22 protein-coding genes and 1 tRNA gene are annotated in these 23,045 nt (G+C 71.1%); 13 read left to right on the forward strand and 10 right to left on the reverse strand.

Translation table 11 applies throughout. From position 1 onward, the window contains the following. Nucleotides 1-1,683 carry a phenylacetic acid degradation protein PaaN gene (paaN, locus tag WAB15_RS20885; RefSeq protein ID WP_399145895.1) on the forward strand — a complete coding sequence of 561 codons (1,683 nt, stop codon included), beginning with the start codon at nucleotides 1-3 and terminating at the stop codon, nucleotides 1,681-1,683. A 52-nt stretch (nucleotides 1,684-1,735) separates the two neighbouring features. Here the strand turns inward: paaN and WAB15_RS20890 are convergent, their stop codons facing one another. Genes WAB15_RS20890 through WAB15_RS20900 form a run of 3 tightly spaced genes read right to left on the reverse strand, consistent with a single transcriptional unit; the run spans nucleotide 1,736 to nucleotide 4,490 of the window. Then, a complete protein-coding gene (locus WAB15_RS20890) occupies nucleotides 1,736-2,410 on the reverse strand; it encodes a TrmH family RNA methyltransferase (protein ID WP_399145894.1) in 675 nt (224 codons plus the stop codon). Continuing rightward, nucleotides 2,407-3,822: an HTTM domain-containing protein gene (locus WAB15_RS20895; protein ID WP_407287163.1), complete on the reverse strand. Its 1,416-nt coding sequence runs from the start codon at nucleotides 3,820-3,822 to the stop codon at nucleotides 2,407-2,409. Before WAB15_RS20895 ends, WAB15_RS20890 begins: the two co-directional genes overlap by 4 nt. Then, complete coding sequence (locus WAB15_RS20900) at nucleotides 3,819-4,490, reverse strand: DUF5819 family protein (RefSeq protein ID WP_399145892.1); 672 nt, start codon at nucleotides 4,488-4,490, stop codon at nucleotides 3,819-3,821. The genes WAB15_RS20895 and WAB15_RS20900 overlap by 4 nt, the downstream gene beginning before the upstream one ends. A gap of 167 nt (nucleotides 4,491-4,657) precedes the next feature. On the opposite strand from WAB15_RS20900, the gene paaA reads away from it, so the two are divergent. The 6 genes from paaA (at nucleotide 4,658) to WAB15_RS20930 (ending at nucleotide 9,480) form a co-directional block, all read left to right on the forward strand. Next, nucleotides 4,658-5,608, forward strand: coding sequence for a 1,2-phenylacetyl-CoA epoxidase subunit PaaA (paaA, locus tag WAB15_RS20905; RefSeq protein WP_399145891.1), 951 nt, complete (start codon nucleotides 4,658-4,660; stop codon nucleotides 5,606-5,608). Then, a complete protein-coding gene (paaB, locus tag WAB15_RS20910; RefSeq protein ID WP_399145890.1) occupies nucleotides 5,605-5,943 on the forward strand; it encodes a 1,2-phenylacetyl-CoA epoxidase subunit PaaB in 339 nt (112 codons plus the stop codon). Before paaA ends, paaB begins: the two co-directional genes overlap by 4 nt. Continuing rightward, nucleotides 5,943-6,659: a 1,2-phenylacetyl-CoA epoxidase subunit PaaC gene (gene paaC, locus WAB15_RS20915; protein ID WP_399145889.1), complete on the forward strand. Its 717-nt coding sequence runs from the start codon at nucleotides 5,943-5,945 to the stop codon at nucleotides 6,657-6,659. The genes paaB and paaC overlap by 1 nt, the downstream gene beginning before the upstream one ends. Further along, nucleotides 6,653-7,150 (forward strand): 1,2-phenylacetyl-CoA epoxidase subunit PaaD, encoded by a 498-nt coding sequence (gene paaD / locus WAB15_RS20920; protein ID WP_407287164.1) that lies wholly within the window; start codon nucleotides 6,653-6,655, stop codon nucleotides 7,148-7,150. The genes paaC and paaD overlap by 7 nt, the downstream gene beginning before the upstream one ends. Continuing rightward, entirely contained in the window at nucleotides 7,150-8,193 is a 1,044-nt protein-coding gene (gene paaE, locus WAB15_RS20925) for a 1,2-phenylacetyl-CoA epoxidase subunit PaaE (protein ID WP_407287165.1), read from the forward strand. Before paaD ends, paaE begins: the two co-directional genes overlap by 1 nt. 153 nt (nucleotides 8,194-8,346) lie before the next feature. Then, on the forward strand, nucleotides 8,347-9,480 hold the full coding sequence (locus WAB15_RS20930; protein WP_407287166.1) for an acyl-CoA dehydrogenase family protein: 1,134 nt from the start codon (nucleotides 8,347-8,349) through the stop codon (nucleotides 9,478-9,480). A 19-nt stretch (nucleotides 9,481-9,499) separates the two neighbouring features. On the opposite strand, the gene WAB15_RS20935 is transcribed toward WAB15_RS20930, so the two are convergent. From WAB15_RS20935 to WAB15_RS20950, 4 genes are all read right to left on the reverse strand, one after another. Beyond that, nucleotides 9,500-9,844, reverse strand: coding sequence for a rhodanese-like domain-containing protein (locus tag WAB15_RS20935; RefSeq protein WP_399145886.1), 345 nt, complete (start codon nucleotides 9,842-9,844; stop codon nucleotides 9,500-9,502). A gap of 10 nt (nucleotides 9,845-9,854) precedes the next feature. Next, nucleotides 9,855-10,934, reverse strand: coding sequence for a hypothetical protein (locus WAB15_RS20940; protein ID WP_407287167.1), 1,080 nt, complete (start codon nucleotides 10,932-10,934; stop codon nucleotides 9,855-9,857). Nucleotides 10,935-11,672: 738 nt separating this feature from the next. After that, the gene (locus WAB15_RS20945; protein ID WP_407287168.1) at nucleotides 11,673-13,139 is read right to left on the reverse strand and encodes a DUF2252 domain-containing protein; all 1,467 of its coding nucleotides are present in this window, start codon (nucleotides 13,137-13,139) and stop codon (nucleotides 11,673-11,675) included. A 282-nt stretch (nucleotides 13,140-13,421) separates the two neighbouring features. After that, nucleotides 13,422-14,672: an ABC transporter permease gene (locus tag WAB15_RS20950; protein ID WP_407287169.1), complete on the reverse strand. Its 1,251-nt coding sequence runs from the start codon at nucleotides 14,670-14,672 to the stop codon at nucleotides 13,422-13,424. Nucleotides 14,673-14,810: 138 nt separating this feature from the next. Between WAB15_RS20950 and WAB15_RS20955 the strand changes: the two genes are divergently transcribed. Continuing rightward, on the forward strand, nucleotides 14,811-15,245 hold the full coding sequence (locus tag WAB15_RS20955; RefSeq protein WP_399145882.1) for a MarR family winged helix-turn-helix transcriptional regulator: 435 nt from the start codon (nucleotides 14,811-14,813) through the stop codon (nucleotides 15,243-15,245). Nucleotides 15,246-15,391: 146 nt separating this feature from the next. On the opposite strand, the gene WAB15_RS20960 is transcribed toward WAB15_RS20955, so the two are convergent. Next, nucleotides 15,392-15,754 carry a winged helix-turn-helix transcriptional regulator gene (locus WAB15_RS20960; RefSeq protein ID WP_384424201.1) on the reverse strand — a complete coding sequence of 121 codons (363 nt, stop codon included), beginning with the start codon at nucleotides 15,752-15,754 and terminating at the stop codon, nucleotides 15,392-15,394. A 126-nt stretch (nucleotides 15,755-15,880) separates the two neighbouring features. Between WAB15_RS20960 and WAB15_RS20965 the strand changes: the two genes are divergently transcribed. Continuing rightward, entirely contained in the window at nucleotides 15,881-16,531 is a 651-nt protein-coding gene (locus WAB15_RS20965) for an FMN-dependent NADH-azoreductase (RefSeq protein WP_399145881.1), read from the forward strand. A gap of 161 nt (nucleotides 16,532-16,692) precedes the next feature. Here WAB15_RS20965 and WAB15_RS20970 read toward each other — a convergent pair whose 3' ends face one another. After that, nucleotides 16,693-17,919 (reverse strand): MFS transporter, encoded by a 1,227-nt coding sequence (locus WAB15_RS20970; protein WP_407287170.1) that lies wholly within the window; start codon nucleotides 17,917-17,919, stop codon nucleotides 16,693-16,695. Between the two features lie 145 nt (nucleotides 17,920-18,064). Between WAB15_RS20970 and WAB15_RS20975 the strand changes: the two genes are divergently transcribed. Then, complete coding sequence (locus WAB15_RS20975; RefSeq protein WP_407287171.1) at nucleotides 18,065-19,030, forward strand: LysR family transcriptional regulator; 966 nt, start codon at nucleotides 18,065-18,067, stop codon at nucleotides 19,028-19,030. Between the two features lie 359 nt (nucleotides 19,031-19,389). Here WAB15_RS20975 and WAB15_RS20980 read toward each other — a convergent pair. Beyond that, nucleotides 19,390-19,473, reverse strand: a tRNA-Leu gene (locus WAB15_RS20980). 527 nt (nucleotides 19,474-20,000) lie between these two features. On the opposite strand from WAB15_RS20980, the gene WAB15_RS20985 reads away from it, so the two are divergent. The 3 genes from WAB15_RS20985 to WAB15_RS20995 all read left to right on the forward strand — a co-directional run bounded on the left by WAB15_RS20985 (nucleotide 20,001) and on the right by WAB15_RS20995 (nucleotide 23,043). Next, entirely contained in the window at nucleotides 20,001-20,819 is an 819-nt protein-coding gene (locus WAB15_RS20985) for an FhaA domain-containing protein (RefSeq protein WP_399145878.1), read from the forward strand. Nucleotides 20,820-20,829: 10 nt separating this feature from the next. After that, nucleotides 20,830-21,360, forward strand: coding sequence for an FHA domain-containing protein (locus WAB15_RS20990; RefSeq protein ID WP_399145877.1), 531 nt, complete (start codon nucleotides 20,830-20,832; stop codon nucleotides 21,358-21,360). A gap of 132 nt (nucleotides 21,361-21,492) precedes the next feature. Beyond that, a complete protein-coding gene (locus tag WAB15_RS20995; protein WP_407287172.1) occupies nucleotides 21,493-23,043 on the forward strand; it encodes a PP2C family protein-serine/threonine phosphatase in 1,551 nt (516 codons plus the stop codon). Nucleotides 23,044-23,045 lie beyond the last annotated feature (2 nt).

Below are 23,045 nucleotides of genomic sequence, written 5' to 3' on the forward strand. Positions count from 1 at the left end.
ATGGCCGCCGAAATGACCGCAGCGCAGTTGATCGAGAAGCACCGCCCGACCCTCGACCAGACGCTGGAGGCGATCCGCACCCGCGCCTACTGGTCCCCGCATCCCGAGCACCCGAAGGCCTACGGCGAGAACGCCGCCGCCGACGGACTGGCCGCTTTCGAGGCCCTGCGCGGCAAGCGCTTCGAGCTCGACCAGCCCGGTACCGACGACTGGACGGGCCAGGAAGTCTCACCGTACGGCCCGGAGTTGGGCATCAGTTATCCGCACCCGGATGTGGAGGTGCTGCTGCCGGCGATGCGTGCCGCGATCCCCGCCTGGCGGGACGCGGGCCCTAAGGCCCGTGCGGCGGTGTGCCTGGAGATCCTGGCCCGGATCAGCGCGCGCACCCATGAGTTCGCGCAGGCCGTGATGCACACCAGCGGCCAGGCCTTCATGATGGCGTTCCAGGCCGGCGGGCCGCACGCCCAGGACCGCGGCCTGGAGGCGGTGGCCTATGCGTACGCCGAGCAGGTCCGCACCCCGGAGCAGGCGCCGTGGTCCAAGCCGCAGGGCAAGCGCGAGCCGCTGGAGCTGGGCAAGACCTTCACGGCCGTGCCGCGCGGTGTCGCCCTGGTGATCGGCTGCAACACCTTCCCGACCTGGAACGGCTATCCGGGCCTGTTCGCCTCTCTGGCCACCGGCAACCCGGTGCTGGTCAAGCCGCATCCGCGAGCCGTGCTGCCGCTGGCGCTGACCGTCGAGGTGGCCCGTGAGGTGCTCACCGACGCCGGATTCCCCGCCGACCTGGTGTGCCTGGCCGTGGACAGGCCGGGCGAGGGCCTGGCCAAGGAGCTGGCCGTCCGCCCGGAGATCCGCATCATCGACTACACCGGCTCGACCGCCTTCGGCGACTGGCTGGAGACGCACGCCCGGCAGGCGCAGGTCTTCACGGAGAAGGCCGGCGTCAACACCGTCGTCATCGAGTCCACCGACGACTACAAGGGCATGCTCAGCAACCTGGCCTTCTCGCTGTCGCTCTACAGCGGCCAGATGTGCACCACCCCGCAGAATCTGCTGATCCCCCGGGACGGCATCACGACGGACGCCGGACCGAAGTCGTACGACGAGGTGGTCAGCGATCTCGCGGGCGCGGTCGGCGGCCTGCTGGGCGACGACGCACGTGCCAACGCCCTGCTGGGCGCGATCGTCAATCCGCAGGTCAAGGAGCGGATCGAGGCCGCCTCCGGACTGGGCGAGGTGGCGCTGGCCTCCCGTGAGGTGGCCAACCCCGAGTTCCCCGGGGCGACGGTCCGTACCCCGGTGATCGTCAAGTTGGACGGCGCCAAGCCGGACTCCGAGGCGGCGTATCTGTCGGAGTGCTTCGGCCCGGTGTCCTTCGCGGTGGCCGTCGACTCCGCCGCCGACGCGGTGGACCTGCTGCGGCGCACGGTCCGCGAGCAGGGAGCCATGACGGTCGGCGCGTACACCACCTCCGCCGAGGTGGAGCAGCTGGTGGAGCAGGCCTGCCTGGAGGAGTGCGCCCAGCTGTCGCTGAACCTGACCGGCGGGGTCTATGTGAACCAGACCGCGGCGTTCTCGGACTTCCATGGCTCCGGTGGCAACCCGGCGGCCAATGCGGCGCTGTGCGACGGCGCGTTCGTGGCGAACCGCTTCCGGACGGTGGAGGTGCGCCGGCAGGCGTGAAACGACTTGGGCCCGGACCGTTCCTCCGGGCCCAGTGAGGGCCCGGAGCCCGTCAGACGGCTCCCGGGCCCTCGATCCGCGCATGGCGGCCGATCCAGGCATGCATCGCGATGGCGGCCGCCGCCCCCGCGTTGATCGAGCGGGTCGAGCCGAACTGCGCGATCGAGCAGACCTGCGAGGCGTGCCGGCGTGCCTCCTCGGTCAGCCCCGGCCCCTCCTGGCCGAACAGCAGCACACAGCGGCGCGGCAGCTCGGTGGTCTCCAGCGGCACGGACCCGGGGAGATTGTCGATCCCGATGATCGGCAGCTCCTCGGCCGCCGCCCAAGCGGTGAGATCCGCCGTGTCCGGGTGGTGGCGGACGTGCTGGTAGCGGTCGGTCACCATCGCGCCGCGGCGGTTCCAGCGGCGCTGTCCGACGATATGGATCTCCTTGGCCAGGAACGCGTTCGCGGTCCGGACGACCGAGCCGATGTTGAAGTCGTGGCCCCAGTTCTCGACGGCCACATGGAAGTCGTGGCGGCGGGTGTCGAGGTCGGCGACGATCGCCTCGCGCGTCCAGTAGCGGTACTGGTCGACGACGTTGCGGCGGTCGCCGTGCGCGAGCAGCTCAGGGTCGTAGCGGGCGTCCTGCGGCCAAGGCTCCGGGTGCGGACCGACGCCGATCTGCGTCCCGTAGCCCTCGTCGTACTGGAGGGGCTCGGCGGGGGCGGTTTTCTCACTGCTCACCCCACGAGCGTATGGCCATCGCCGCCGTGCTCGGTACGGGCCGGCGGCACACCGCCGCCGGATCCGGCGCCGGCCCCGGGGGAGCCGCCGCGCGAGAACAGCCGTTTGCGCAGGCCCCCGATGCGGGCGGAGAGCCAGGTCAGGAAGTTCGTCGGCAGGAAGACCGCATCCGCCGCGATCATCGCGAGCGAGAAGAACGGCAGCCCCAGAAGGAACGCGATCGAGAGGTGCTCGCAGATCATCACGACCAGCAGCACGTTCTTCAGACGCCGGTTGAAGAGCGTGAACGGGAAGGCGACCTGGACGATCACCGTGCCGTAGGTGAGCAGCATGACCATCAGGCCGTTGCTGCCGAGCAGATCGGACAGCCCCGGCCAGGGCGAGAAGTAGTCCAGGTGCATCGGGTAGAAGACCGCGGTGCCGTCCTGCCAGCGCGTGCCCTGGATCTTGTACCAGCCGGCCGTGGCGTAGATCAGGCAGACCTCGACCATGATCACCAGCAGTGCGCCGTTGTGGGCGAGCTTGGCGAGCGTGTCGAGGACGATGCGCGGCTCCCCGGGGGCGTAGCGCCGCACCGCCCACCACAGGCCGTGCGTCGCCCACAGGCCCCACAGGACCAGGCTCCAGCCGATGTGCGGGAACGGGCCGTTGTCGAACCAGTTCAGGCCGTGTCCGCCGGACAGCTGAGCGACGGCCAGACCGAGGCCCAGCACGGCCCAGAGCACGACGCCGGGCAGATCGCGGGCGGGCCGCTCCCCCTCGGCGGACTCCGCCCGCTTCGCGCGACGCGCGTCCAGCGACCAGACCTGCCCGCACCGGGTCAGCACGAGGTACATCGACATCAGGTGGATGACGTTGTCGCCGCCGTCACCTATGAAGACGCTGCGGTTCTGCAGCGAGAGCACGCCCACCATGAAGAGCACCGACATGGTGCGGGTGCGCCAGCCGAGCATCAGCGCCGCACTGGCCGCGATGGCCAGAAGGTAGACGATCTCGAACCAGCCGCGCCCGTCGGACCACAGCAGCGCGGAGAAGGCGTGATTGGCGTCCAGGAGCCGGCGCGCCATGTCCAGGCTCCAGGGGCCGTCGGGCCCATAGAGGGTCTGACGATGCGGCCACTCGCGCAGCAGGAACAGCAGCCAGGCCGCCGAGAAGCCGATCCGGATCACAGCGGTCTGGTACGGGGCCATCGCCCGGCTGGTGACACGACCGAAGGCGCGGCCGATCACGCGCTCGATGCGGGTCTCCTGGTAGGGAGCGGGCGTCTCCTGGGGCGGCTGCGACTCCCGAGATGCCTGCTGCTCGTGCTGGGCTTGCTGCGCCTGCTGCGGCACGTCGGTCGACTCCGTGAGGTGCGGGGGCAGTGGTGCGGGCGATGCGCTGTGCGGTTGCTGCGGCGTCGGTGACGTCACTGGTTCTTCGCCCCCTCGGGCAGGTCCTTTGCGGTGACCTGCCACCAGGGCAGCACGCGGTACACGGGCTTGTCGCTGATCTTCTCGGCGCTCCACGGGGGCGGGCTGACCGGCGTCGTCTGCGAACGGACCTGGATCTGCTGGACGCGCGCGCCGCCGCTGGTCCACTCCTGAGACATTCGGAGCATCACGATCCGCCGGATGTAGCGCTCGGCCAGCTGCCCACGCGGGCCGACGGCGCGGTTCTGCGCGTCGTGGCTGTTGACGAGGAGCTCCCATCCGCGGCGCAGCTGGTTCTGCTGGGTGTGGCTGGGAACAAGGTTGTGGCGAATGGCCTGGCCGTCACGGGCGGTCAGATCGGTCCAGCCGGTGTTCCGCGCGGTGCCGTCCTCGGTGCGCAGCTGCGCGCGGACCTGGACCGCGATGTTCTGCTGGAGGGGATTGGGCGCGAACAGCTTCCAGTTCTGCTCGTACTCGGGATAGACGTAGTCGCTGATCAGGGCGCCCTGCTGCTTGCTGAGCGTGTTCGACGGCGCGACGTGCAGAAACATCATCGCGAGATGGATCGCGACCGCGACGGCGACGGCGCAGGCGGCCACGCCTATGACGATCCGCGAGGGCAGCGAGAGCGCGGCCACCGACCGCGTTTCGTCCCCGTATGACTGCATTCCCGCCCCGTTCCCAGATTCCATGCGGTCGACTCCGCCTCGGAACCGTACCTACGCGGCCGCACCAGGCACACCCTCCCCTGGGTTATCCACAGGCTTGACACCCGCGGCCCGCCCACTCACCATTGAACCGAACGATCGGTCGGTCGGGAGCGAGGGGGCACCACATGACGACGATCGCGCCGGAGGAGACGGCTAGCGAGGCCGTATTCGAGGCCACCGTGGCCGCGGACGAGCGCATCGAACCGCGGGACTGGATGCCGGACGCCTACCGCTCGACACTCGTGCGGCAGATCGCGCAGCACGCCCACTCCGAGATCATCGGCATGCAGCCGGAGGCCAACTGGATCACCCGGGCGCCGTCGCTGCGCCGCAAGGCGATCCTGATGGCGAAGGTGCAGGACGAGGCCGGCCACGGCCTGTATCTCTACAGCGCCGCCGAAACCCTGGGCACGGGCCGCGACGAGCTGCTCGACAAGCTGCACTCCGGCCGCCAGAAGTACTCCTCGATCTTCAACTACCCCACCCTGACCTGGGCTGATGTCGGAGCCATCGGCTGGCTGGTGGACGGCGCGGCGATCACGAACCAGGTCCCGCTGTGCCGGTGCTCCTACGGCCCCTACGCCCGCGCGATGGTCCGTATCTGCAAGGAGGAGTCCTTCCACCAGCGACAGGGCTACGAACTCCTGCTGACCCTCAGCCGCGGCACACCGGCCCAGCACGCCATGGCGCAGGACGCGGTGAACCGCTGGTGGTGGCCGTCCCTGATGATGTTCGGCCCGCCGGACGACGAGTCGTCGCACTCCGCGCAGTCCATGGCCTGGAAGATCAAGCGGCACTCCAACGACGAGTTGCGGCAGCGCTTCGTCGACATCTGCGTCCCCCAGGCCGAGGCCCTCGGACTCACCCTCCCCGACCCGGACCTGGTGTGGAACGAAGAGCGTGGCCACTGGGACTTCGGCCCGATCGACTGGGCCGAGTTCCGGGAGGTCCTCAAGGGCAACGGCCCCTGTAACGAACAGCGGATAAGCCGCCGCCGGCGGGCTCATGAGGAAGGCGCCTGGGTGCGCGAAGCCGCCGCCGCACACGCGGCCAAGCACGGGAAGGCCGGCCGATGACGACACTCCGCCCCACCGAGACCCCGGCAGCCGACGGGGGAGCGACCACCGCGCCCACGGACTGGCCCCTGTGGGAGGTCTTCGTGCGCAGCCGCCGCGGCCTCTCCCACACCCACGCCGGCAGCCTCCACGCGCCGGACGCCGAAATGGCCCTGCGCAACGCCCGCGACCTCTACACCCGCCGCTCCGAGGGCGTCTCCCTGTGGGTGGTGCCCTCCGCGCAGATCACCGCCTCCTCCCCGGACGAGAAGGACGCCTTCTTCGAACCGTCCGGCGACAAGCCCTACCGCCACCCGACCTTCTACGAGATCCCGGACGGGGTGCATCACCTTTGATGAACGCCACGGCCACCCCGGCCCTGCCCCTCGGGGACGACGCCCTGATCCTCTCCCACCGCCTGGGCGAGTGGGCCGGCAACGCCCCGGTCCTGGAAGAGGAGGTCGCGCTGGCCAATATCGCGCTGGACCTGCTCGGCCAGGCCCGGGTGCTGCTCTCCCTGGCCGGCGACGAGGACGAACTGGCGTATCTGCGCGAGGAGCGGCAGTTCCGCAACCTCCAGCTGGTCGAGCAGCCCAACGGCGACTTCGCCCACACCATCGCCCGCCAGCTGTACTTCTCCACCTACCAGGAGCTGCTGTACGAGCGACTCGCCGAGGGCGAGAGCGAGTTGGCCCCGCTGGCCGGGAAGGCCGTCAAGGAGGTCGCCTACCACCGCGACCACGCCGAGCAGTGGACGCTGCGCCTGGGCGACGGCACCGACGAGAGCCACACCCGGATGCAGCGAGCCCTGGACGCCCTGTGGCAGTTCACCGGCGAGATGTTCGCACCGGTGGAAGGACTGGAGTCGGTGCCCTGGCCGACCCTCCACGACACCTGGACGACCCGCATCACCGCCACACTCGGGCAGGCCACCCTCGCCGTCCCCGAAGGCCCCCAGCACGGCGCCTGGACCGCCGGCGCGGGCCGCCAGGGCCTGCACACCGAGCCGTTCGGACGACTGCTCGCCGAGATGCAGCACCTCCACCGCAGCCACCCGGGAGCGACATGGTGACCACCACCGCCCTCGAAGAGGAACTGCTGGCGCTCGCCGGCTCCGTTCCCGACCCCGAGCTGCCCGTCCTCACCCTCGCCGAGCTCGGCGTACTGCGCGACGTGCGGCTGACGGCCCCGGACCGCGTCGAGGTCCAGCTCACGCCCACGTACACCGGCTGCCCCGCCATCGAGGCGATGTCCGCCGACATAGAACGCGTACTGCACGACCGCGGCATACCCGAGGTCGAGGTCCGCACGGTCCTCAGCCCGCCGTGGACCACCGACGCGATCACCGCCGAGGGCCGCCGAAAGCTGGCCGAATTCGGCATCGCCCCACCGCGCCCCGCGGGCCCGGCCGGCGGACCGGTCACCGTCGACTTCACGATCCGCTGCCCGCACTGCGGATCGACCGACACCACCCTGCTGAGCCGGTTCTCCTCCACGGCGTGCAAGGCACTGCGCCGCTGCGAGTCCTGCCGTGAACCCTTCGACCACTTCAAGGAGTTGTGATGTTCCACCCGCTCCAGGTCCGGGAGATCGAGCGGCTCACGGACGACGCGGTGGCCGTCACCTTCGCGGTCCCGCCCGAGCTGCGCACGACGTTCCGGCACACCCCCGGGCAGCACATCGCGCTGCGCAGAACGGTCGACGGCCAGGAGATCCGCCGCACGTACTCCATCTGCACCCCCGCCACCGACGAGCCCGTGCTGCGCGTGGGCATCCGCCTCGTCGAGGACGGCGCCTTCTCGACCTACGCCCTCAAGGAACTGGCGGTCGGCGACACGGTGGAGGTCATGGCCCCGGCCGGACGGTTCACGCTCGCACCACGCCCCGGCCACTTCGTCGGAATCGTCGGCGGCAGCGGCATCACCCCCGTGCTCTCCATCGCCGCCACGCTGCTGGCCCAGCAGCCGGACGCCCGCTTCTGCCTGCTGCGCAGCGACCGCACGGCGGCCTCGACGATGTTCCTGGAGGAGGTGGCCGACCTCAAGGACCGCTATCCCCAGCGCTTCCAGCTCATCCACACCCTCTCCCGCGAGGAGCAGCAGGCCGGTCTGCCGTCCGGCCGCCTCGACGAGACCCGACTGCGCTCCCTCCTGCCCGCCCTCCTGCAGATCGACTCCGTCGACGGCTGGTACCTCTGCGGCCCGTACGGCCTGGTCCAAGGAGCCGAGCGCGCCCTGCGCGCCCTCGACGTGCCCCGATCCCGTATCCACGAAGAGATCTTCCACATAGACAACGGCGCCCCGGCCGTCCCGGCCGCCGCCACCCCCGCGCACAGCACCGTCACCGCCACCCTCGACGGCCGCTCCGGCACCTGGCCGGTCCACGACGGCGAGCCCCTGCTCGACGCGGTGCTCCGCAACCGCGCGGACGCCCCCTACGCCTGCAAGGGCGGGGTCTGCGGCACCTGCCGGGCCTTCCTGGTCTCGGGCGAGGTCCGCATGGACCGCAACTTCGCCCTGGAATCGGACGAGGTCGACGCCGGCTACGTCCTGGCCTGCCAGTCCCACCCGGTCACGGAGAAGGTCGAGCTGGACTTCGACCGGTAGCAATCGGCGCGGCGCCCCGAGCACACACCACACCTCAACCCGCCCGTAGCCCCGCGCCTTTGACCGCCCCCCGCCCTCACCATTCCCAATTCCTGCAACCTGTTCTACCTTGACGCTTCATCAGATCGAGGCGCCGCGTGGGAGGACAGACCAGTGGACTTCACCTTCACCGAGGAGCAGCAGGCCGCCGTAGAGGCGGCGAGGGCCGTCTTCTCGGGGGTCGCTCCCGACGGCGTGCCCAGCCCCGCGCTCACCGCGGGCGCGGTCGCCGACGATTTCGATCGCCCCCTGTGGCGCAAGCTCGCCGACGCCGACCTGCTGAGTCTGCCGATCGCGCCCGAGCACGGCGGCGCGGGCCTCGATCCGATCGCGCTCTGCCTGGTCCTGCGCGAATCGGCCAAGGTCCTGGCACGGGTCCCACTGCTGGAGTCCGGCGCCGCCGCGCTGACCCTCCAGCGCTACGCCGCCGACGAGCTGCGTACCGAGGTGCTGCCCCCCATCGCCGCCGGGGACCTGGTCGTGACCGTCGCCTCCGCCGGCCGCACCGGCCACGAGCCGGCCGAGCTCGCCGTGTCCGCCCGCCGGGAGGGCGCCGGCTGGATCCTCGACGGCACCCAGACCGCCGTCCCCTGGGGGAGCACCGCGGACCGGATCCTGCTGCCCGCCCACACCACCGACGGCCACGCCGTACTCGCCCTCGTACCCCGCGCCCACCCCGGCGTCACGCTCGACGACCAGATCTCCACCAGCGGAGAGCGCCAGGCCGAGGTCCGGCTGGACTCCGTGCGTATCAGCGCCCGCGAGATGATCGGCGACCCCGCCGCATGGCAGTCGCTGCGCGATGTCCTGACCACCGGCACCTGCGCGCTCGCCCTGGGCCTCGGCGAACGCGTGCTGGCGATGACCGGCGACTACACCGGCAAGCGCGAACAGTTCGGGTACCCGGTGGCCACGTTCCAGGCCGTCGCCGTGCAGGCCGCCGACCGTTTCATCGACCTGCGCGCCATGGAAGCCACGCTCTGGCAGGCCGCCTGGCGCATCACCACCGACGCCCCCGGCCCGCTACCGGCCGCCGGAGACATCGCGGTCGCCAAGATCTGGGCCTCCGAAGGCGTACGCCGCGTCGTCCAGACGGCCCAGCATCTGCACGGCGGCTTCGGCGCGGACACCGACTACCCCCTGCACCGCTACCACGCCTGGGCAAAACAGCTCGAGCTCTCCCTCGGCCCCGCCGCCGCCCACGAGGAAGCCCTCGGCAACCTGCTGGCGGCGCATCCGCTGGGCTGAGCCGGAGCGTGGGACCCGGCTAGACGACCGTGCCCGAGCCGCCCCTGCCGTCCGACACCGGACGGCCGGCGGCCTCCCAGGCCTGCATGCCGCCCGCGACATTCACCGCGTCGATGCCCTGCTGGAGCAGATACTGCGCCACCTGCGCGGAACGCCCGCCGACCCGGCACAGGACATACACCTTGCCGTCCTCGGGCGCCGCCTCGGTCAGCTCCCCGTAGCGGGCGACGAACTCGCTCATCGGGATGTGCAGCGCACCCTCGGCGTGCCCGGCCGCCCACTCGTCGTCCTCACGCACGTCCAGGAGGAAGTCGCCGGACGAGAGCGCGTCGACGGCGACCGTGGGTACAGAACCAAATTGCATGCTCACGACGCTACCCGACGAGCTGCGCGAGGTACGCCTCGCGCTCTGCGACATCGGCGAGCAGCTTCTCGGCGATCTCGTCCAGCAGCGCGTCCGGGTCCTCCGGCGCCATCTTGATCATCGAGCCGATCGCGCTGTCCTCCAGCTCGGCGGCGAGGGCGGCCAGCAGTTCCTTGCGCTCGGCCAACCACTCCAGGCGGGCGTAGAGCTCCTCGCTCTCGCTGAGCCGCTCCTCGACCGGCGCGGGACCGGCCTCCCACTCCCGCGCGAGCTCCCGCAGCGCCGCCTCGTCGCCCTGGCCGTACGCCATGTTGACGCGCGCGATGAACGCGTCGCGGCGTGCCCGCTCCGCCTCGTCCCGTGCCAGGTCAGGGTGGGCCTTGCGCACCAGGTCGCGGTAGACCTTGCGGGCCCCCTCGCTGGGCCGCACCTTCTCCGGCGGCCGCACCGACCGCTCGGTGAGCATCGCCTGCGCCTCGGGGAACAGCCCCTCCGACCCCATCCAGCCGTGGAACAACTCCTCCACCTCCGGCATCGGCAGCACCGACGCCCGTGCCTCCCGCGCCTTACGGATGTCCTCGGGGTCGCCCGTACGCGCCGCCACGGCCTCGGCGATCTGCGCGTCCAGCTCGTCCAGCCGCGCGTACATGGGGCCGAGCCGCTGGTGGTGCAGGCGGGAGAAGTTCTCCACCTCGACCCGGAAGGTCTCCACGGCGATCTCGAACTCGATCAGCGCCTTCTCCGCGGCCAGCACCGCCTTCGCCAGCCGCCGGGTCGCCTCGTCCTGAGCGGCCTGCCCACCCGGCTCGACGCCCGGTGCGGCACCCGGTGCGGCACCCGCCTCAACGTCCGGCTCGTCCCCAGCCCCGGCCGGCCCGGCTGGCGAACCCGCCTCGGCGTCCTGGCGCGCCCCCGGCTCGCCCGAGCCCGCGACCTGATCTTCCCGGCCGCCGCCGGACCTGACCTGACCACCGTCCTGCCCACCGCCGCGGGCGTCGGGTGCCTGCGAACCACCCTGGGCGCCCGATGTCTCCGGTGCGTCCGCTTGGTGCTGGCCGTCCTGCGCGTTCTCCGCGTGCGAGTTCGTCACCCGGTCAGCGTACGGCCCAAGCCGGAGCTGGCACGTCCGCCCCATGCCGGGGTTGGTACCTGCGCTGCCCTCAAGATCGCCGGTTCGCTTCGCTTCCTCTGGGCCCTCCCCCTCCCCCACCCACCACCGCCACCACCGCCAACGTCCTCAGCCCAGCCAACCGCCAGAGCCTGCCAGCCCCTGGACGAACCAGCCCGGCATCGTCCCAGGCCGCCGGGTTCGGACGCTCAGTGCCGCATCGTCCCCAGAGCGCTGGGCCTGGACGGCCAGCCCACGCCGTCCCCCACCCACCGGGCCAGGACGGCCAGCCCACGCCGTCCCCAGCCCGTGCCACCAGCCGAGGGCACAGGCCCGTACGACGAACCGAAGCCCAGCCGGGACGCCCGCTCCGGTCTCTTCAGGCCAGGGCAGCGAACCCAGCTCCCATCCCGGGCGGCGGCCTCAAGCCCACTCAGCCCGCCCAACGCCCCCGGCCCAGCCTGATGGCCATCCCCAGCCCCGGGGCCAGTCGACCGACCCAGCGCCCCCTCCCGGGCAGCCGGTCAAAGCACAGCCGAACGACCAGCCAGCCCCTTCAGCTCGCTCAGCCCCTCAACCCGGACGACGCCCCACAGCCCAGCCCCAGCGATCACCACAGCCATCCAGCCGCGCTCTCACCCGTCACGCCCCACCTCACGCGTCTCACGCAGATCGTGCATGCCACAAAGGTCACGCACCTCTGCTAGCCACGCCCGCCCCTCACACCCCCAGCTCAGCCGCGATCCGGCCTGTCTTCACCGCGGCGGCCAAGGCTGCATGGTCCGCTTCCGTGCGGTCGGCATAGGCGAGGGCGAACCTTGCCACCGCCTCGTCCAGCTCCTCGTTCTTGCCGCAGTAGCCGGCCAGCAGGCGCGGGTCGGCGCTGTGCGCGTGGGCTCGGGCCAGGAGGGCGCCGGTCATCCGGGCGTAGTCGTCCATCTGGTCGCCGGACAGCTGCGCCGGGTCCACGCTGCCCTTGCGGTTTCTGAACTGCCGGACCTGGAAGGGGAGTCCGTCCAGGAGTCCGTCTTCCGGGCGGCCCGTTCCGGCTACTGCCCCGGCCCGGCCCGGCGGCGCTATGTCCTGCACCGTCGTCCAGCCCAGCAGGATGTCGCTGACGACCTGCATCCTGCGCTGCCCGAGCACCACACGGCGCCCCTCGTGTATCGCCGACGGCATGGGGAACCCGGCCTTCTCCACATACGGTGCCAGCACCGAGGCGCGCGCCTCTTTCACCTGCAGCACCAGCGGCTCCCCCCGGTGATCCAGCAGCAGCACCACATACGAACGCAGGCCCACACTGCCCGTGCCGACCACGCGGAAGGCCACATCGTGCACCGCGTATCGGGACAGCAGCGGCAGCCGGTCATCGGGCAGCGTCTCCAGATAGGAGGTGAGGGACGCGGCCACCGCTGCGGCTTCCGCATCCGGCACCCGCCGCAGCACCGGCGGCGCGTCCACGAACCGTCGTCCACCATCCGCCGTCTGCTCCGTGGACTTCGCCGCGAATCGCGCGCTGGTGTTCTTGCGGGCCTTGGCCGACACCCGCTCCAACGTCCCCAGCAGATCCCGGGCGTCGGTGTGCGAGACCAACTCCTCGTCGGCGATGGCATTCCACGCCTCGGTCACCGGCAGCCTGGCCAGCAGCCGCATGGTGCGCCGATACGCGCCCACCGTGTCCAGCGCCGCCTTGCGGCAGTCGTCCTCGCTGGCGCCCCCCTCGCGGCCCGCCAACACCATCGACGTCGCCAGCCGTTTCACGTCCCACTCCCACGGCCCGTACACGGTCTCGTCGAAGTCGTTGAGATCGATGATGAGACCGCCGCGGGCATCGCCGTAGAGACCGAAGTTGGCGGCGTGTGCGTCCCCGCAGATCTGCGCGCCGATGCCGGTCACGGGGCTGTTCGTCAGGTCGAACGCCATCAGGCCCGCAGAGCCGCGGAGGAAGGCGAAGGGGCTGGCGGCCATCCGGCCGACCCGTATCGGCGTCAGCTCGGGCAGTCGTCCGGCGTTGGACGCCTCGACGGCCCCGACCGGATCCGGCCGCCCGGCGGCGATCGAGAGCGCGCCCTGCTCGGAACGGGGCAGTCGCTCCCGCAGCGCCCGGCCGGCGGCCTTGGGCGACGCCCCCGAAGGACCCTGCGCGTCCGCCCTCGCAAACCCCGGTACATACGGCACACGCGACATGGCGGGCCACCTCCCCCTTCACGACCTGCGTCTCTCGTGTCCTGCGTACTCGTCGGCCCGCCGAGCGGTCCCGGCGTGCCGACGAGCAACGACGTTACCGACACTTCGCCAAAGCCCGCACAGCCTGTGGATAACTATCCGGCGGCGCCAGGGACCAGGACTCCCAGAGCCCCAACCGCAGTTCCAGCCCAAGCCGAAGCCGAATCCCAAGACCAAGCAACCAAGCAGCCGAATCGAAAGCACCGCCACGACAATCGCCACGACCACGGCAACCGCCGCCCGCTACACCCCCACCGCCTCCTCCAACTCCTCCTCCAAGTCCTCGTCCAGGCTCTCGCCCGCAGCCCCCCTCGGCTGCCGCGGCGGCACGGTCGCCGCCACCGCGGCAGCCGCCACCGCCGCCGCGTTGGCCGCCGTCTCCGCCTCCGCCGCGCGCCGCCGCTTCTCGGCCAGCGCCGCCGCACCGACCATCAGCACGCCGACGACCAGCCACCACACCAGCGTCCAGAGGTGCCCGGACAGGCCGTAGCCGTCGAAGTAGACATGGCTGCGGGTGCCCTCCACGAAGCCCGCGCCGTTCCAGAAGGAGTGCAGGGCCGCGAAGAACCCGTTCTGCATCTCGGGGCGGAAAATCCCGCCGGAGGAGGTGAAGTTGAGCATCACGAAGAGGGCCATCACGCCGAGCGTCGTCCAGCGCTTGAGGAAGGTGTGCAGGCCGGTGCCGATCAGCAGGATGCCGGCGGAGTAGAGCCACGCCATGCCCCACACGCCCCACAGGCCGTGGTCGACGAGGTGGAAGACGGGGCCCGCGAACGCCGCGCCGATGAGGCTGACCACGAAGGACGTGCCGATCGCCAGCGCCGCCCGGAGCCGGAGCGGCAGCACTGCTCCGGCTCCGCCGATCACCGCGACCGAGGCGTACGAGCCGATGCTGAGCGCGACCAGGAGGAAGAAAACACCCTGCCCGGTGGGGTCGTCCTCGGCGGTCGGCGCCACGTCGGTGACCTTCAGCGGGGCGCCCTGCCGCGCGGCAAGGGGAGTGAAGATCTTCTGCACGACGGAGGCGCTGGTATCGGATCCGGCGGTCGCCACCAGCAGCTCGGGCGCCGGCCGCGCGGAGCCCGCCGCTGCCGCCGCACCCCCTGTGGCACCCGCCCAAGCCGAATCCCCCTTCGCGCCCTGCGCCTTCGCGTCGATCACGTACGCGCCGAAGATCTCCTGGTGCTTGAGCTGCTCGACCGCCGCCGCCCGGTTGCCGACGGTCCGCACCTCCAGCTCGCCGTGCGCCTTGTCGTTGATCGACTGAGCGAGCAGCTGAGCACTCCGGCTCGATCCGACGACCGCCACGGGCAGGTCGTGCGGCGCGGGGTTGGCGAACGCGCCCAGATACGCCAGCCCCATGCCGATGCACATCAGCAGCGGGGTGATCAGGTGCGTCAGGACATGGCGCAGCCCGGTGGAGTGGGCGGGGCGTGCGGAACGGTGGTCGCCGTGTCGTTCGCTTCGGTGGTCGGGACGTCGGACCGTACTCATGGGCAGGCCTTCTCAGCTCGTCGGCTCAGCTGTCGCCACTAGGTGTCAGCCGTCGCCGCCGGCCACCGCCCCATCTAGTTGGCATATACAACTCTCATTTACGTTGTACTATACAACCACCTCTAGGGAAGGCAAGCCGTGGCCCACCGCGACGACTCCGTCGAGACCATCCAGCAGGAGATGACCGCGTTCGCCCGACGAGCCCGCGCGGCCGCCGCCCGGATGCATCCCGAGCTGTCGCTGGTCTCCTACACCCTGCTGGCACACCTCGACGACCAGCACGGATGCCGCGCCACGGACCTCGCGGCGCACTACCTCCTGGACAAGTCCACGGTCAGCCGGCAGATCGCCGCACTGGAGAAACTCGGCTTCGTCGAGCGCCGCGTCGACCCCGACGACCAGCGCGTCCAGGTACTGCACCCCACCGAGAAGGGCGCCCAGGTGCTCGCCAACGTCACCGCCAGCCGCCGCCAGGCCTTCCATCAGCGGCTGGCCGACTGGGACGAGATCGACCTCGACCGCTTCGCAACGTACCTGCAGCGCTACAACGCCGCGCAGGAACGGCTCGGCTAAGGCCCCCGGACACCGAGCACCCCTCAGGCGACGCGCAGGCCCCAGACGACGAGCAGCACTCGGACACCGGGCGCCCCCTCACCCCCGGAGCGGCGACGCCCGCCCACTCCGCGCCTCTTCGGCGCCCGCCCACCCCCCGCTTCTTCCTACTTCCGGAACCGCTCCGGACACTGCCCCCCGTCGGCGAGGTACGTCTCCGCCCAGCGCCCCAGCTCCTTCAGCGCGGGCTCCATCGCCAGACCGGCCTCGGTCAGCCGGTACGAGACGCGCAGCGGCGGTCCCGCGTCCACCTCGCGAACCAGCAGACCGGTCGCCGCCAGCTCCATGAGGCGGTCGGAGAGCATCCGCTCACTGATCCCGGGGATGGCCCGCCGCAGGTCGGCGAAGTGCACCGGCCCCGGCATCAGGGTGGCGACGATGAGCCCCGTCCAGCGCTTCCCGAACAGCTCGAAGACGCGCGCCATGCCGTCGTCGACCTGCCTGCACATCGCCTCGCCGTGGTCCGCCATACACCCAGAGTACCGCCTTCCCGTTTGCTACTGCAGAAAAGTAAGCTCCTGTGTTATTAATAGGGACGTACGGAATTCAACCAGCGGCCGCACCTCGTCCGACCGCGAACCGAAGGACCGATTCCCATGGCCACGCTTCTGCTCATCGACTCCTCCCTCTTCCCCGAGGGCGGCTCCGCCTCCCGCTCCGTCACCTCGGCCTTCCGCAAGGCCTGGGAGGAGCAGCACCCCGACGGCACGGTCATCCACCGCGACCTGGCCACCGACCCGCTGCCGCACCTCGACGGCGTCGCGGCCTCCGCGGCCTTCTCCGACCCGGCCACCCACACCCCCGAGCAGCAGGCCGCCTTCGCGCTGCGGGTCGAGCTCGCCGAGGAGCTGGAGCAGGCCGACGCGGTCGTCATCGCCGCGCCGATGTACAACTTCACGATTCCCTCCACGCTCAAGGCGTGGCTCGACCAGGTGATCATCATGGGCCGCACGGCGGGCGAGACGCCGTCCGCCAAGGGCACCCCGGTCACCGTCGTCGCCAGCCGCGGCGGTTCGTACGCACCGGGCACGCCCCGAGAGTCCTTCGAATACGTCCAGAACTACCTTGAGGCCGTTCTGAACGGCGGTATGGGCCTCGACGTCGACTTCATCGTCCCCGAGCTCACCATGGCCCCCAGCAACCCGGCGATGGCCGAGCTGGTCCCCCTGTACGAGACCTCCCGCGACAAGGCCCACCAGGACGCGGCCACCAAGGCCAAGGCCCTGGCCGAGCGCCTCGCCGCCTGAGACCCACCACCGCGCCCGCCCCGGGGGCACCGGCGACACCACCCCACCCGTAGCCAACGCCCCCGGGCCCGCGCCCACCTCATCTGCCGCACCACCACGCCACCGGGGCCCGCGGCAGACACCCAACAATCGGCCTCCCCCCGCCCCACCTCTTCCGCCACCTACTTCCCCGGTGCCCTCCCCACTCCCACCGTCACCAGCGCCCCCACCGCCAGCGCACCGCCCAGCCACATCACGCCCACCGCGCCCCAACCGTCCGCGGCCCGGCCGCCGAGCAGTGCGCCCAGCGCGATGGCCCCGTTGAACACCGCCACGAACAGCGCGGACGCCGCCTCCCGGGCGCCCGGCGCGGCGGCCATCAGCCAGGTCTGGGTGCTGACGGACACGCCCCCGTAGGCCACGCCCCATACGGCCACCAGGACGGCCGCTCCCGGTACCCCGGCGCCGCGCCCCAGCAGCGGCACCAGCAGCACCGCGCCCGCGAGCACCCCGCAGATCACCAGTAGCGCCGCCCGCGGTGCGCGCGCCGCACCGGCACCGGCGGCGAAGTTGCCCGCCAGGCCCGCCAGGCCGAAGGCCAGCAGCAGCGTGCCGATCTGGTCCGCCCGCGCGCCGGCCACCTGCTCCAGGACCGGCCGCACATAGGTGTACGCCGCGAAATGGCCCGTCACCAGGAGCGCCACCAGCAGCAGTCCGGTCCGTACGGACGCGCCGCGCAGCAGCCGGAGCACGCCGTTCAGCCGGACCGCCCGGTCCTCCGGCAGGGGCGGCAGCAGTACGGCCAGGGTGACCGCCACCGCGCCGCAGACCACGGCCATCGCCACGAACGCGCTGCGCCAGCCGCCGAGTTCACCCAGGAATGTGCCGGCCGGCACCCCCAGCACCGACGCCGCTGCGACCCCGCTGAAGATCAGGGAGGTGGCCGCCGGGACCCGTCTGCCGGGCACCAGCCGCACCGCGAGCCCCGCGGCGATCGCCCACACCCCTCCCATCCCCAGCCCCACCAGCACCCGTGCCGTCAGCAGCACCGCGGCGTTCGGCGCATACGCCGCGACCAGGTTCGCCACCGCCAGCGTGCCCATCAGGGCGACCAGCACCGCCCGCCGGTCCCGCCGCCCCACCAGCAACGTCAGCACCGGCGCGGCCACCGCCGCGACCAGGCCCGTCACGGTCAGGGTCAGCCCCGCCGTACCGTCCGAGACCCGCAGCTCCCGGCCGATCGGTGTCAGCAGCCCCACCGGCAGCATCTCCGAGGTCACAACGGTGAACGTCGCCGCCGCCAGCGCCCCCACCGCCGACCAGCCGCCGCCCCGTACTCCCGCCGACTCCCCTGCACATCCACCTGGTTCACGTCCGCGGACCGCCGTCCCGCCCTCACCGTTCGTCATGTCCCCAGCCAACGCCCGCACCCACCGGGGAACAACGGCCAACTCCTCACCCTTCTATGAGCAGGACTCATCGATCCGTCTTCGAGCGGGACCCATCGATCCGTCGAGCCATGCCACCGGCCACCACCACCCCACGAAGGACCCCATGAGCGGCAGCGGCCCACCGGCCACGACCACCACCGCCCTCCGCCCCGCCCCCGGCCTCGAACTCCGCGAGCTGGAGTGCTTCCTCGCCCTGTCCGAGGAGCTGCACTTCGGCCGCACCGCCGAGCGGCTGTACGTGTCGCAGAGCCGCGTCAGCCAGCTTCTGCGGGCCCTGGAGTCCCGGATCGGCGCCCGCCTGGTGGACCGCACCAGCCGCCGGGTCCGCCTGACTCCGCTCGGCGAGGAGTTCCGTACGTCGCTCCGCCCCGCCTACGACGCACTGCGCGCCACCGTGGAGCGCGCCCGCAGCGCAGCCCGCGGCATCGAGGGCCGGCTGACGATCGGCTTCCAAGGCACCGCGGACGACCGCATCATGCGGGCCATCGACGCCTTCCACCGCCGCCACCCGGCCTGCGCCACCCAGATCGTCGAGATCCCGCTCTGCGACCCCTTCGGCGCGCTGCGCAGCGGCGCCGTCGACATCGCCGTCACGCTGCTGCCCATGACCGAACCCGATCTCACCCTCGGCCCGGTCTTCTCCGCCCAGCAGCAGACCCTCGCGGTTTCCGTACGCCACCCGCTGGCGGCCCGCCCCACGATCACCGCCGAGGACCTCGCCGGCATCGCCCTGATCTCCCCGGGCGGCCCGGCACCCGCTTACTGGCGCGCGGCCCACGCCCCGACCGCCACCCCTCAGGGCCGCCCGATACCCGCCGGCCCCAAGGTCAGCACCCTGCAGGAGGGCCTCACGCTCACCGCGGCCGACCGCGGCGGGATGCTGCTGTGCCGCCCCACCGCCGAGTACCACGGCCGCCGCGACATCGCCTTCGTCCCCGTCACCGGCCTGCCGGACTCCGTCCTGGGGCTCGTCCACCACACCGAGCGGGAAACGGCCCGCGTCCGCGCCTTCCGCACGGCCGTGACCGAGACCGCGGAGCCGGCGGAGGACGTCGCAAAGGCCACGTAGGCGATGAAGGTGACAGAGGAAACAAAGAGGCAGAGACCCGGAGAAGGCAAAGAAGACGAAAAAGGCAATGGAGGCGAATGGCGAGAAGACGGAGATGACGGAGAAGGGGAGAAGAGGAGAAGGCGATGAAGGGGATAGATCCAGCAATGGGAACGAAGCCCAAAGAAGAAGATCCTCGAAGATCCCCAGAGCCCCGAAGGTGATCTACCCCGCAAGCCTCCGACCGAGCGACCCACACCCGCCCGCACCCCGCCCGTCCCCGCCCCATCCCCGAACCCCGTGACGTACCCGACAGCGTGAGGAAGACAACAAGAAACCCCCGGCTTCCGGATTTCTCCGGAGACCGGGGGTCTCATCTGTGCGCGAGGGGGGAGTTGAACCCCCACGCCCTTTCGGGCACTGGAACCTGAATCCAGCGCGTCTGCCTATTCCGCCACCCGCGCATGGGTGCTGTCGTTTGATTCTCTCACGTGATCCGGGCTGTTCCGTCCGGGTCTTGTGCGAGCGCCTTCCGACATCCAGAACATTAGCACGCTGCCCGGGGTGGGTTCACACGCCTTTCCCCTGGGCACCCGGGTCGAGATGGCACCCTCCTCGCCTCGGGCATTCGCCGAGTGCCGCCCCTAGGGGTCACACTCGCGGTAGCCGCAACCGGAACGAGGCCCACCCGGGCCCACCCCGGAGGTGGCCGGAACGGCTCGTGCCGCACGGTGTCCGGCTCCGGCCCCCGCCCGGCAGGGGTGGTCGGCGGTTGCGCGACACTGTCTTCGGGGCACATCTACGATCGCAGTGCACAAGCAGTGGGCAAGGAGCAGAGCAAGCACCGGGCAACCCTGTGAGGGGCGACACTCGTCCTCAAGGCGGGAAAGGGGAACCAGCCGATTTCCCGACGCGTGGATACGATCAGTAAGCAGTATCAGGACGACCCGATCAGGACGACCCCGACGACGGCTGAGGAAGGAGGTGCCCCGTGGGAGTACTGAAGCGTTTCGAGCAGCGTCTCGAAGGTCTCGTCAACGGCACCTTCGCCAAGGTGTTCAAGTCCGAGGTGCAGCCCGTTGAGATCGCCGGCGCCCTGCAGCGCGAGTGCGACAACAACGCCACCATCTGGAACCGCGACCGCACCGTCGTCCCCAACGACTTCATCGTCGAGCTGAGCACCCCCGACTACGAGCGGCTCAGCCCGTACAGCGGGCAGCTCGGCGACGAGCTGTCGAGCATGGTCCGCGACTACGCCAAGCAGCAGCGCTACACCTTCATGGGGCCGATCAAGGTCCATCTGGAGAAGGCCGACGATCTCGACACCGGCCTGTACCGCGTCCGCAGCCGTACGCTCGCCTCCAGCTCGTCCCAGGACCAGCCGGGCCCGGCGGCGGCCCAGCGTGCCTCCGCGGTGCCCCGCGGCGGCCATGTGAGCCCGCCTCCGATGCCCTCGTCCCCGCCTCCCGGCGGTGCACAGCCCGTACCCCGTACGGCACCGCCCGGTGCAGGACCGCAGCCCTACGCGCAGACCAGGCGCTGGATCGAGATCAACGGCACCCGCCACCAGATCTCGCGCTCCACTCTCGTGCTGGGCCGCAGCACCGACGCTGACGTACGGATCGACGACCCGGGTGTCTCCCGGCGTCACTGTGAGATCCGGGTCGGAACGCCCCCCACGATCCAGGATCTGGGTTCCACGAACGGCATCGTGGTAGACGGGCAGCACACCACTCGCGCTAATCTCCGCGACGGCTCGCGGATTGTCGTGGGCAGTACCACCATCGTTTACCGGCAAGCCGAAGGGTGAAGCGGGGAGCATGTCAGAGCTGACCCTCACGGTCATGCGGTTGGGTTTCCTCGCCGTACTGTGGCTGTTCGTCATCGTGGCCGTACAGGTCATCCGCAGCGATCTGTTCGGCACGCGCGTCACACAGCGCGGTGCCGCCCGGCGCGGCGGGCCGGATGCGCGCGCGCAGCGCCAGGCTGCCGCGCCCCCGCAGCAGCCGCGCGGCCGCCAGGAAGGCGGCCGCGGAGGCAACCGCCAGCGCCGTGGAGCCCCCACGAAGCTGGTGGTCTCCGAAGGCTCGCTGACCGGTACCACCGTCGCCCTCCAAGGCCAGACGATCTCCCTGGGCCGTGCGCACGACTCCACGATCGTGCTGGACGACGACTACGCGTCCAGCAGGCATGCCAGGATCTACCCGGACCGTGACGGCCAGTGGATCGTCGAGGACCTCGGTTCCACCAACGGCACGTACCTGGACCGGACCCGACTGACGACCCCGACACCGATTCCGCTGGGAGCCCCGATCCGCATCGGCAAGACCGTCATCGAGCTGCGGAAGTAGTACGACAATGAGCGAGCGCAGCGAGCGAGCCGCGGCGGTCCACTCGGCGGACCCGGGCGTGCTCCCGACCGGAGGGTGGGCAGTGTGGCTCGACGAGACCGGCTGTACCCCGAGCCGACGGGTGAGGTGCGCATGAGTCTGTCACTGCGCTTCGCCGCCGGATCGCACAAGGGCATGATCCGCGAGGGCAACGAAGACTCCGGCTACGCCGGTCCGCGCCTGCTCGCCATCGCCGACGGCATGGGCGGCCAGGCCGCCGGCGAGGTCGCCTCCTCCGAGGTGATCTCCACACTCGTCCAGCTCGACGACGACGTCCCGGGCTCGGACCTGCTGACGTCGCTCGGCAGCGCCGTGCAGCGCGCCAACGACCAGCTGCGGGTGATGGTCGAGGAGGACCCCCAGCTGGAGGGCATGGGCACGACCCTGACCGCCCTGCTGTGGACCGGGCAGCGGCTCGGGCTCGTCCACGTCGGCGACTCCCGCGCCTATCTGCTGCGCGACGGCGTACTGACCCAGATCACCCAGGACCACACCTGGGTGCAGCGGTTGGTCGACGAGGGACGGATCACCGAAGAGGAAGCCACCACGCACCCGCAGCGGTCGCTGCTGATGCGGGCGCTGGGCAGCGGCGATCATGTCGAGCCGGATCTGTCGATCCGCGAGGTGCGGGCCGGCGACCGGTATCTGATCTGCTCGGACGGGCTGTCCGGAGTCGTCAGCCACCAGACGCTGGAAGAGACCCTGGCCAGCTACCACGGGCCGCACGAGACGGTGCAGGAGCTGATCCAGCTCGCGCTGCGCGGCGGCGGGCCCGACAACATCACCTGCATCGTCGCCGACGTCCTGGACGTGGACGGCAACGAGACGATGGCCGGGCAGCTCAACGACACCCCGGTGATCGTGGGCGCCGTCGCGGAGAACCAGCACCAGCTCAGCGACCCCAGCACGATGCAGACGCCCGCCGCCCGGGCCGCCGAGCTCGGCCGGCCCGGAGGCCAGCCGGCCCCCGGGGGTGCCTTCGGCCCGCCCGGAAGCGGTGGCCCCGAGGTCCCCGGTCCGCCGCAGGGCTCCTTCGGCGCGTTCATGGACGAGGACTTCGTCAAGCCCAAGCGGGGCAGATGGATCAAGCGGTCCCTGCTCATCGCGCTCGCCCTGGCCGTCGTCGGCGGCGGGGCCTACGCGGGCTACCGCTGGACGCAGACCCAGTACTTCGTCGGCACCAAGGACGACCACGTCGCGCTCTACCGGGGTATCAGCCAGGACCTCGCGTGGATCAAGCTCAACGACGTGGACGAGGACCACCCCGAGATCGAACTCAAGTACCTGCCGCTGTACCAGCGCAACCAGGTCAAGGAGACCATCGCGGTCGACAGCCGTACGCAGGCCGCCGCGAAGGTGAGCGAGCTGAGCAAGCAGGCCAACGCCTGCCGCAGCAAGGAGCAGCGGGAGGCGGCCGAGCGCGAGGCGGCCCGCAACAAGGGCAAGGGCCAGGCGGGTACGCCCACCAAGCCCGGGACGCCCACCAAGCCGGGGACGCCGACGGCCAAGCCCGGTTCCACCGACAAGGCGGGCACGGCCGGGACTCTCGCGGCGACCGTGACCCCGACACCCACACCCACTCCCAGCCAGGCCCCCTCCGAGGAGCAGCTGAAGCTGGAAAAGAATTGCAGCACCCAGCAGTGAGG

It is taken from the genome of Streptomyces sirii (assembly GCF_045690365.1).
Classification (GTDB): domain Bacteria; phylum Actinomycetota; class Actinomycetes; order Streptomycetales; family Streptomycetaceae; genus Streptomyces; species Streptomyces sirii.